Annotated in this window: 1 protein-coding gene; it reads left to right on the forward strand. The window is 70.3% G+C overall.

Annotated features, from left to right (window positions below):
- A partial coding sequence (locus KMS84_RS39010) for a hypothetical protein (protein ID WP_256921305.1) occupies window positions 1-464 on the forward strand: 464 nt, incomplete at both ends.

Genomic DNA, 464 nt, shown 5'->3' on the forward strand with positions numbered 1-464 from the left:
GCGGGCACCGCGACCTCCCTGGTCGCCGTCGCCGCGGGCCCCTCCGGCGCCCAGGGCACGTACAAGGCGACCGCCCTGGCCCCGTCGTCGCGCTGGAGCGTCGCGCCGTCCTCCGGTGCTTTCAGTTGGAGTTATCCGCTCACCTCGGTCCCGACGCCGGGCGGCCTGACCCCCACCGTGGGTCTCGGCTACTCCTCACAGTCGGCCGACGGCCGAACCTCCGCCACGAACAACCAGGGCTCCTGGATAGGCGAGGGTTTCTCCTACGACCCCGGCTACATCGAGCGCCGTTACAAGCCCTGCTCCGACGACGGTCACACGGGCTCCGGCGAGCAGTGCTGGGCGTTCGAGAACGCCACGATCATGCTCAACGGCTCGTCCGGCGAACTGGTCAAGGACGACGCCACCGGCAAGTGGCACATGTCGTCCGACGACGGCTCCAAGGTCGAGCGGCTGACGGGCGC

Source organism: Streptomyces hilarionis (genome assembly GCF_024539675.1).
GTDB classification, from domain to species: Bacteria; Actinomycetota; Actinomycetes; order Streptomycetales; family Streptomycetaceae; genus Streptomyces; species Streptomyces hilarionis.